The 563-nt window shown below is 53.8% G+C and carries 1 pseudogene; it reads left to right on the top strand.

The features are described from left to right. Window positions 1–563, top strand: a pseudogene (locus tag ACWHAR_RS30485) (MFS transporter); the annotation flags it as partial.

Raw genomic sequence — 563 nt, 5'->3', positions numbered from 1 at the left:
TGTGTTTAAAAATAAACAAGTCCTTTTTTCTTTTGCTATCACGATCTTTGGCTATTCGGGCGTATTCATCGCCTACACGTTTATTGAACCGATGCTGCGGCATTCTGCCGGTTTGGGCAGTCTCGGCATTACAGCCGCCCTTTTCGCCTACGGGTTTGGCGGGGTCGTCGGCAATTTCTACGCCGGAAAGGTGCCGTTTCACCTGTTAACCCGCTCCATGATCGGGGTGATGATCGCGCTCATGGCGATCCTTGCGGCCTTTCCTTTTGTCAGCGGACATCCTGCCGGCGCCATCATCGTGACGTTTTTATTCGGAGCCGGCGCGTTCGGAACGGTGCCCCTTTTGCAAACAAAGGTCGTGGCTGCGTCTGAACACGGAACAACGATCGCCACCTCCGTCAGCATCGCTGCATTTAACTTGGCCAACGCGCTCGGGGCTTGGATCGGCGGACTCATTCTTAATGCATCAGAGTCCTACACATACCTTGCCACAGGCGGTGCGCTTATGACCATGTGCGGGCTGACGCTTACGATGTTCGCCTATATGTCTGAGAAAAGACAAG

This window comes from Bacillus sp. LR--39, from assembly GCF_053613335.1.
Note: the sequence above shows the minus strand (reverse complement) of the source record. Positions and strands in the feature narration are given on the sequence as shown.